At 63.3% G+C, this 8,784-nt stretch carries 11 protein-coding genes; 10 read left to right on the top strand and 1 reads right to left on the bottom strand.

Translation table 11 applies throughout. The features are described 5' to 3' along the window. From EOA86_RS11845 to EOA86_RS11830, 4 genes are all read left to right on the top strand, one after another. Window positions 1-210: substrate-binding domain-containing protein (locus EOA86_RS11845; protein ID WP_164891693.1), on the top strand; the 210-nt coding region annotated here is incomplete at its 5' end. Window positions 211-224: 14 nt separating this feature from the next. Then, on the top strand, window positions 225-929 hold the full coding sequence (gene modB / locus EOA86_RS11840; protein ID WP_128341802.1) for a molybdate ABC transporter permease subunit: 705 nt from the start codon (window positions 225-227) through the stop codon (window positions 927-929). Beyond that, window positions 926-2,038 (top strand): molybdenum ABC transporter ATP-binding protein, encoded by a 1,113-nt coding sequence (modC, locus tag EOA86_RS11835; protein ID WP_128341800.1) that lies wholly within the window; start codon window positions 926-928, stop codon window positions 2,036-2,038. Before modB ends, modC begins: the two co-directional genes overlap by 4 nt. An 89-nt stretch (window positions 2,039-2,127) precedes the next feature. Then, window positions 2,128-2,469, top strand: coding sequence for a winged helix-turn-helix domain-containing protein (locus tag EOA86_RS11830; protein ID WP_127211717.1), 342 nt, complete (start codon window positions 2,128-2,130; stop codon window positions 2,467-2,469). Between the two features lie 30 nt (window positions 2,470-2,499). On the opposite strand, the gene cobF is transcribed toward EOA86_RS11830, so the two are convergent. Beyond that, on the bottom strand, window positions 2,500-3,273 hold the full coding sequence (gene cobF, locus EOA86_RS11825; protein WP_128341799.1) for a precorrin-6A synthase (deacetylating): 774 nt from the start codon (window positions 3,271-3,273) through the stop codon (window positions 2,500-2,502). A 129-nt stretch (window positions 3,274-3,402) separates the two neighbouring features. On the opposite strand from cobF, the gene EOA86_RS11820 reads away from it, so the two are divergent. The 6 genes from EOA86_RS11820 to EOA86_RS11795 form a co-directional block, all read left to right on the top strand. Beyond that, window positions 3,403-4,416 carry a DUF4424 domain-containing protein gene (locus tag EOA86_RS11820; protein ID WP_128341797.1) on the top strand — a complete coding sequence of 338 codons (1,014 nt, stop codon included), beginning with the start codon at window positions 3,403-3,405 and terminating at the stop codon, window positions 4,414-4,416. Beyond that, window positions 4,416-4,934 carry a dihydrofolate reductase gene (locus tag EOA86_RS11815; RefSeq protein WP_128341795.1) on the top strand — a complete coding sequence of 173 codons (519 nt, stop codon included), beginning with the start codon at window positions 4,416-4,418 and terminating at the stop codon, window positions 4,932-4,934. Before EOA86_RS11820 ends, EOA86_RS11815 begins: the two co-directional genes overlap by 1 nt. A 142-nt stretch (window positions 4,935-5,076) precedes the next feature. Then, the gene (hflK, locus tag EOA86_RS11810) at window positions 5,077-6,180 is read left to right on the top strand and encodes an FtsH protease activity modulator HflK (RefSeq protein ID WP_065010271.1); all 1,104 of its coding nucleotides are present in this window, start codon (window positions 5,077-5,079) and stop codon (window positions 6,178-6,180) included. Then, window positions 6,180-7,154 carry a protease modulator HflC gene (locus EOA86_RS11805; protein WP_128341793.1) on the top strand — a complete coding sequence of 325 codons (975 nt, stop codon included), beginning with the start codon at window positions 6,180-6,182 and terminating at the stop codon, window positions 7,152-7,154. The genes hflK and EOA86_RS11805 overlap by 1 nt, the downstream gene beginning before the upstream one ends. Window positions 7,155-7,160: 6 nt before the next feature. Next, window positions 7,161-7,349, top strand: coding sequence for a DUF2065 domain-containing protein (locus EOA86_RS11800; protein WP_029351362.1), 189 nt, complete (start codon window positions 7,161-7,163; stop codon window positions 7,347-7,349). Window positions 7,350-7,491: 142 nt separating this feature from the next. After that, on the top strand, window positions 7,492-8,784 hold a 1,293-nt coding region (locus EOA86_RS11795; RefSeq protein ID WP_128341791.1), incomplete at its 3' end, for a Do family serine endopeptidase.

Raw genomic sequence — 8,784 nt, 5'->3', positions numbered from 1 at the left:
GTCTACGCCACCGACGCGCACGCCGAGCCCGGCGTCAAGGTGATCGGCACCCTCCCGGAGGATTCGCACCCGCCGATCGTCTACCCGGTTGCCCAGATGGCGGATTCGACGGACAAGGATGCGCCGGCATTTTTGCAATGCCTGCAATCCGCCAAGACAGGCGAGATCTTCAAGGCGCAAGGTTTTACGGTCCTTACGCCGAGCAACTGAGGCACGCCAAAAAGATGAACTGGCTGCTGGATCTCACTCCCGACGAATGGAATGCGGTCCGGCTGTCGATCAAGGTGGCGACAGTGGCGATGATCGCCAGCCTGCCACCCGGCATATTGATCGCGCTTGTGCTCGCCCGTGGACAATTCTGGGGCAAGACGCTGCTCAACGGGCTGGTGCATCTGCCGTTGATCCTGCCGCCGGTGGTTGTCGGTTATCTGCTGCTGCTCTCCTTCGGCAGGCGCGGCCCGGCCGGGGCGTTTCTGGCCGAGCATTTCGGCATCGTTTTTTCTTTTCGCTGGACAGGTGCCGCACTGGCCTGCGCCGTCATGGGCTTTCCATTGATGGTGCGGGCGATCCGGCTGTCGATCGAGGCGGTCGACCGCAGAATCGAGGCGGCGGCCGGAACGCTTGGCGCCAATCCGCTGTGGGTGTTCGGGACGATCACGCTGCCGCTGATCCTGCCCGGCCTGATCACCGGCGCCATCTTGTCTTTCGCCAAGGCGATGGGCGAATTCGGCGCAACGATCACCTTCGTTTCCAATATCCCAAACGAGACGCAGACACTGCCGTCGGCGATCTACACGTTCACGCAGGTGCCGGGCGGCGATGCCGGCGCGCTCAGGCTGACGCTGATCTCGATCGTCATTTCGATGGCAGCACTTGTCGCGTCGGAGATTCTGGCGCGGCGCGTCGGCAAGCGGATGGATATCGAATGACGGTCGCGCTCGATATCACCCATCGGCTTGGCGATTTGGGGCTTGACGTCCGCTTCGGAAGCGCCGGGCGGCTGACCGCGCTGTTCGGGCCCTCGGGCTCCGGTAAGACGACGCTGATCAACATGATTGCCGGATTAATCCGGCCCGAGAAGGGGCGGATCGAGGCCGACGGCCGCGTGCTGGTCGATACGGATGCGGGCCTGTTCGTGCCGAAGCACAAGCGCCGCATCGGCATGGTGTTCCAGGATGCGCGGCTGTTTCCGCATATGAGCGTGGCCAGCAATCTACGTTACGGCCGCTGGTTCACGCCGGCGGCGGAACGCTATGCGGATATGACTGCCGTTGTCGACCTGCTCGGCATCGGTCCTTTGCTCGACCGGCGGCCGGCGAAGCTTTCCGGCGGCGAGAAACAGCGCGTGGCAATCGGCCGGGCGCTGCTCGCTAGTCCAAGGTTGTTGCTGATGGACGAGCCGCTGGCTTCGCTCGACGACGCCCGGAAGGCAGAAATCCTGCCTTACATCGAGCGGCTGCGCGACGAGACGAAAATCCCGATCGTCTATGTCAGCCATTCGATCCCGGAAGTGGCGCGGCTGGCAAGCGACGTCGTTGTGCTGGCGCAAGGCAAAGTCGCCGCTTGCGGCCCGACCGGAGCGATCATGCAGCGGCTCGACCTGTTGCCGGCAGAAGAGCGCGGCGAGGGCGGCGCGATGCTGGATACTGCGGTGCTGCGCCACGACGAAGTCTTTGGCATGACCGTGCTTGGCTCGGCGGCGGGCGACATCCGCGTGCCGCTTCTGGCAGTGCCGGTGGGTGCGCCGGTGCGCATCCGCATCCGTGCCCGCGATGTGATGATCGCCATCGAACAGCCGACGGGTCTCAGCGCGCTCAACATTCTGCCGGGCACGATCGTGGCGATAGAGCCGGGCGAGGGGCCTACGGTCGAGATCGGCATAGACTGCAACGGCGCAACCGTGCTTGCCCGGATCACCGAGCAATCGCGACAGACGCTGAAACTTCGGCTCGGTCGAAAAGCCTACGCGGTGGTCAAGACGGTAAGCTTCGACCAGGCGAACACGAGCGCCGGCCTGCCTGTCGAGGCGGATGGATGACAGACGGGTGATTGTCGCTATATCATTTTGGAATAGCGGTATCGCTTGAGAGCTTCTAGGATGGACGTGGCGTGACTGCGGAGGAGCAAATGCCGTCGCTGAGCTTGCGTATAAACCTCGATCCGGGCGGTCGCATCGGACCGGGCAAGATCGAGCTTCTCGAGCAGATCGCCGCCTTCGGATCGATCTCGGCGGCGGCGCGCGGCATGGAAATGTCCTACAAACACGCTTGGGATCTGGTCGAGGACATGAACCGGGTGTTCGGTAAGCCGCTGGTCGCGGCGCAGACCGGAGGGAAAAAGGGCGGCGGCGCCCAGTTGACGCCGGTGGGGCTTGCGGTTGTCAGCCGCTTTCGCGCCATCGAACGGGCTGCGGCTTCCGCGGCGGCGGCGCATATGGAGGCACTACAGGCGGAGATCGATGCCGGGTGAGGTCGATGATGGATTCTGTACCGGCCGAGCCTATTCCTCCGGCTCGCCGGGCTTGCGCAGCAGATAAGTGTCCATGATCCAGCCTTTTTTCCGGCGGGCCTCGTCGCGGGTCTTTACGATCTCGGCGCCGACGTCGCCAAGGCGGCCGGAAATGAGGATCTCGTCGGGCGTGCCGAGATAGGCGCCCCAGTGGATGAGGAGATCCTTGTCATCCAGAGAGTCGAAGGCGCATTTGCCGTCCAGCATGACGACGGTGCTGCCGGCATTGTCGGGCAAACCTTCTTCGGTAAGCCGGCGCCCGGTGGTGATCTGAACCGCGTCGCCGATGCGGTTCAGTGCCATCTTGTGGCTGGCGGCGAGCGCCTGGACGGCAGTGATGCCGGGGATCACCTCGAGCTCGAACCCGACATTGCCTCTCATGCGCACACGCTCCAGTATGCGCAGCGCGCTGTCGAAGAGCGAGGGATCGCCCCAGATCAGGAAGGCGCCGCAGCCATCTTGCGACAGCTCGTCGCGGATCAGGCTTTCATAGATCGCGGCGATCGCCTCGTGCCAGTCATCGACGGTCGAGCGATAGGAGGGCGCTGGCTCGGCCCGCACCGGCACGTCGAATTCGACGCGACGTGAGTTTGGATTGGTGACGAATCGGTCGCAGATCTGGCGGCGCAGTTCTGCGAGGTCTTTCTTCTTCTCGCCCTTGTCGGGAATGAACAGTACGTCGGCGCGGTTCAAGCCGCCGATGGCCTGCACGGTCATGTGGTCGGGATTGCCGGCGCCGATGCCGATGACGAGAAGCTTGCGCATGGGCGAACTCCTGCCCGATCGGAACGTCGGTGTCCAGAGAGCCATGGCATGTGCGCAAGCGCGGAAGGGCTTTGAAACTCCACATTGAAACGGCTAGAGTCATACCGGCATCTCGCCAAGGGAGCTTCCATGTTCCGTTATGTTCTGACCGCAGCGCTGGCGCTCTCGGCCACGCCCGTATTCGCCAATGATTCGATTGCCGAATTGGGAACGGGCGGCCTGATCCTGTCGCGCAGCGACGCGGTCGCCATGGAGAGTGAGGACCTCTACATCTCGCCAGAAAAGGTGACGGTCGATTATGTCTTCCGCAACAACACCGAGAAGGATGTCGACGCGATCGTTGCTTTTCCGATGCCCGACATCGAAGGCGATCCGAACGAGATGCCGGCGATCCCCGACGGGCAGAGCGACAATTTCCTCGGCTTCGAGGTGACGTTCGACGGCGTGGCGGCAAAGCCGCAGCTCGAGCAGAAGGCATTTGCGCTCGGCATCGACATCAGTGCCGATTTGAAGGCGCAAAACGTGCCGCTCTACCCGTTCGGCGATGCGGCCAGGGCGGCTTTGGCAAAGCTGCCGCAGGCGGTTGCCGACGACTGGGTCGATCGCGGCATCATCATCGAGGACACCGCCGACGACGGTTCGGGCATGAAGACCGTCTATGTGCCGTTCTGGCAATTGCGCTCGACCTACTGGTGGCGCTCGACCTTTCCAGTCAATAAGGCAGTCCACGTCGCCCACCGCTACAAACCGAGCGTCGGCGGCACGTCTTCGGTCAGCTTCTTCTACGATGGCCAGTTCCAGGGCCAATACGCCGCCTACAAGACCCGATACTGCATGGACGGCACGTTCGAGAACGCGATCCGCAAGGCAGCGAAGAAAAATCCCGACGGCAATCCGAAATATTTCGAGAACCGCATCGCCTATATCCTGACCACGGGCGGTAACTGGGCGACGGGCGCCATCGGCAAGTTCAAACTGACCGTTGACAAGGGCGATCCAAAGAACCTGGTCTCGTTCTGTGGCGAAAACGTCAGGAAAGTCGGGCCGACGCGTTTCGAGATGACGGCAGAAAATTTCTACCCTGAGCACGATATCGACATATTGCTGCTGGTGCCTTCGGACGATGGCGGGAGCGGCGGCTGATGGACGTCGCGATCTATGTCGCCATCGCCGAAAACGGCGTGATCGGGCGCGATGGTGGTTTGCCGTGGCGGCTTTCCAGCGATCTCAAGCGGTTCAAGGCCGACACGATGGGCAAACCTATCATCATGGGTCGCAAGACCTATGAAGGCATCGGCCGGCCTCTGCCGGGCAGGCTAAGTATCGTGGTGACCCGCGCCAAGGCCTGGCGCGCCGAGGGCGTCGAAATCGTGCATTCGCTCGACGAGGCGATCAGCCTGGCGAAGGTGCGCGGGCGCTGCATGGCCGGCGCCGACGAAATCTGCATCATCGGCGGCGGCGAGATCTATACCCAGGCGCTGCCGCTGGCCGACCGCTTGCATGTCACCCATGTCCTTGCCGCGGTCGACGGCGACGTGCATTTCCCGCCGATCGACCCGGATTTGTGGCGCATTGTTCGATCGGAGAACGTTCCGGCCGGTGAAAAGGATAGTCATGCGACACGCTATTCGGTTTACGAGCGACGCCGCGACGTGCATTGAGAGACATTAAAGGGTCGCGACGGTCCAAAACGGACGGTGACGACCACCGATCGCGTTGAAAGCATGCCCTCGCATCCCTATAGAAGAACAACATTGGATTTTGCGTCGTCAGGCCGGCGCGTGAGGGAGCGAAAGGACATTCATGCCCTGGAATGACAAAAGCGGCGGAGGCGGCGGCCCATGGGGCGGCGGCAACAATCCAGGACCCTGGGGGCAGGGACCAAAGGGGCCTAGCGGTCCGCAGGGCTCGCCTCCCGATCTCGAAGATATCATCCGACGCGGCCAGGACAGGTTGCGGCGTGCTTTGCCGGGTGGCGGTGGCGCCAGCCCTGCCGTATTCGGGCTGATCGCGGCGGCGCTTGTCGTGCTGTGGGCGTTCAAGGCGGTCTATACCGTGCAGCCCGATGAGGTTGCGGTCGAACTCAGATTCGGCGTGCCAAAGGCGGAGTTCTCGCAGCCAGGCCTGCATTTCCATTGGTGGCCCATCGAGACGGTCGAGACGGCCAACATCGCCGAACAACTCGTCAACATCGGCGGCGGCACGGCCACCGGCAACGGTTCAGGCCTGATGCTTTCTGGCGATCAGAACATCGTCAACGTCCAGTTCTCTGTGGCCTATCAGGTCTCCGATCCGAGGGCCTATCTGTTCGACGTGTCCGATCCCGACGGCATGCTGCGGCAGGTCGCCGAAAGCGCCATGCGCGAAGCGGTCGGCCGGCGGCCGGCGCAGGACATCTTCCGCGACGATCGCGAGGGCATTGCGGCGTCCGTGCGCGAAATCATCCAGACGACGCTTGACGGCTATAGGGCCGGCCTGAACGTCAACGCGATCTCGATCGAGGATGCTGCGCCGCCGCGCGAAGTGGCCGACGCCTTCGACGAGGTGCAGCGCGCCGAACAGGACGAGGACAAGTTCGTCGAGCAGGCCAACCAGTATTCCAACCAAAAGCTCGGCCAGGCGCGCGGCGAGGCCGCACAGATCCGCGAGGAGGCGGCCGGCTATAAGAACCGGGTCGTGCAGGAGGCCGAAGGCGAGGCGCAGCGCTTCATCTCGGTCTACGACGAATACGCCAAGGCGCCGGATGTGACGCGCCAGCGGCTTTATCTGGAAACGATGGAGAGGGTTCTGAAGGATTCCAGCAAGGTCATTATCGAGCAAGGCAGCGGACCAGGGGTCGTTCCCTATCTGCCGCTGCCGGCATTGCAGCAGAAGGCGCCGGCGCCGGTCCTCGGAGGAACCCAGTGATGGCCAACCGTCTTCCCATCATCGCCGTCATCGCCGCGGTTATCCTGTTCCTGCTCTATTCATCGGTCTTTGTTGTCAATGCGCGCCAGCAGGCGCTGGTGCTCAGGTTCGGCGAAATCGTAGACGTCAAGAGCCAGCCGGGCATCTATTTCAAGGCGCCGTTCGCCTTCTTCGACGCCGACAGCGTGCAGTTGATCGAAAACAGGGTGCTGCGCTTCGACCTCGACAACATCCGCGTCCAGGTTTCAGGCGGCAAGTTCTATGAGGTCGACGCCTTCATCGCTTATCGGATCTCCGATCCGCGCGTGTTCCGCTCCGCGGTATCCGGCCAGATCGAACTGGCCGAGGCACGGTTGAGAACGCGTCTCGACGCCGCCTTGCGTCGGGTTTACGGTTTGCGCGACTTCGAGGCGGCGCTCTCGGAGGAGCGAGCCGTGATGATGCGTGAAGTGCGCGACCAGCTGAGGCCCGACGCCACGTCGCTCGGCCTGCAAATCGAGGATGTCCGCATTCGCCGAACCGATTTGACGGCGGAAGTCTCGCAACAGACATATGACCGCATGAAGGCTGAGCGTCTGGCCGAAGCCGAGCGGCTGAGGGCGCGCGGCAACGAGGCGGCGCAGCGCATCAGGGCGCGCGCCGACCGCGAAGTGGTGGAGATCGTCGCCGAGGCACGGAGAGAGTCTGAAATCCTGCGCGGTGAAGGCGAAGCTCAACGCAGCGCCACCTTCGCGAATGCCTACCAGCGCGATCCAGCCTTCTTCGACTTTTACCGGTCGATGAATGCCTACGGCACGGCGCTGGACAATACCGGGACGACGATGGTGCTGTCGCCGAATTCGGAATTCTTCCGTTTCTTCCGCAACCCCGCCGGCGCGGCTGCGCCGGCAGCGTCGCCCGCAGCACCTGCTGCGCCGGCAGCGTCGCCCGCAGCACCTGCTGCACCGGCAGCGCAGCCAGGCATCGGCCAGTAACGGCCGGTGCAGGATTTTCTGGCGGCAATAGGCTTGGTTCTCGTGGTAGAGGGCCTGGTCTATGGCGGCTTTCCCGGCCTCGCCAAGAAACTTGCCGGCGAAGTTCTGTCGATGCCGGAGAATGCGCTGCGGGTCGCCGGGCTGATTGCCATCGCCGTTGGCGTCGGCATCGTCTGGCTGGTGCGAGGTGGATGACAGTCTATGATTTCGGGATAACGGAGGTTTTATCCTCCGCCGATAGCCATAGCCGCAAACGTGCCGTATTTCTTGCCAACATGGTTCGACGCAGCGTTTTCGGCGAGCGCTTTTCTTCTCAGAGACACCGGGAGACTTCTCGATGACATCCAACAGGTTTTTGCGCGCGGCGAGCCGGACGTTCACCGCGGGTGCTGCAGCACTTCTTATCGGCGCCGCTACCGTCCCGTCGCTGGTGACGCCTGCGGCCGCCGCCGACGGCCCGGCTTCGGTCGCCGATCTCGCGCAGGGCCTGCTCGGCGCCGTGGTCAACATATCGACCTCGCAGAGGGTGAAGGGCACGGAAGGCCCGGGCGCGGTGCCGATGCCGCAGCTTCCGGAGGGCTCGCCCTTCCAGGATTTCTTCGACGATTTCTTCAAGAACCGCCCCGGCGAACAGGGCAACCCCTCGCAAAAGGTGCAGTCGCTGGGCTCCGGCTTCGTGGTCGACGCCGAGCAGGGCATCGTGGTGACGAATAATCACGTGATCGCCGATGCCGACGACATCGAGGTGAATTTCTCCGACGGCGTGACGCTAAAGGCGACGCTGGTCGGCACCGACACCAAGACCGACGTGGCGGTGCTGAAGGTCGATCCGAAAGGGCACAAACTGACGGCGGTGAAATTCGGCGATTCCAGCAAGATGCGTGTCGGGGACTGGGTGATGGCGATCGGCAATCCGTTCGGCCTCGGCGGCACCGTGACGGTTGGTATCGTCTCGGCCCGCAACCGCGACATCAATTCCGGTCCCTATGACGACTTCATCCAGACCGATGCCGCGATCAACCGAGGCAACTCCGGCGGACCGCTGTTCAACAGCGACGGCGAGGTGATCGGCATCAACACGGCGATCATCTCGCCGTCCGGCGGCTCGATCGGCATCGGCTTTTCCATTCCCTCGCAGCTTGCGTTGGGCGTCGTCGACCAACTCCGCCAGTTCGGCGAGACGCGGCGGGGCTGGCTCGGCGTGCGCATCCAGCCGGTGACGGACGACATTGCCGAAAGCCTCGGCATGGCCACCGCTAAGGGCGCCCTGGTCGCCGGCGTCATCAAGGGCGGGCCTGTCGACAACGGCACCATCCTGGCGGGCGACGTCATCATCAAGTTCGACGGCAGGGACGTCAATGAAATGCGCGACCTGCCGCGCGTCGTCGCGGAAAGCACGGTCGGCAAGGCTGTCGACGTGGTCATCGTGCGCAAGGGTGTCGAGCAGACCGTGAAGGTGACGCTCGGCCGGCTCGAAGATGGCGAAAAGCTTGCCAGCGGCGAGAATGGCACCGCCGACAAGGATAATGGCGACGAGGCGCCCGCCGTTTCGACGGCTTCCGTGCTCGGCATGACCGTTGGCGAGCTCAATGACGAGACGCGGACGAAATTCGGCATCGCCGCCGAAGTC

It is taken from the genome of Mesorhizobium sp. M5C.F.Ca.IN.020.32.2.1 (assembly GCF_004023105.1).
GTDB lineage: Bacteria > Pseudomonadota > Alphaproteobacteria > Rhizobiales > Rhizobiaceae > Mesorhizobium > Mesorhizobium wenxiniae.
The sequence above is the reverse complement of the archived record's forward strand: the minus strand, read 5'-3'. Positions and strand labels throughout refer to the sequence as shown.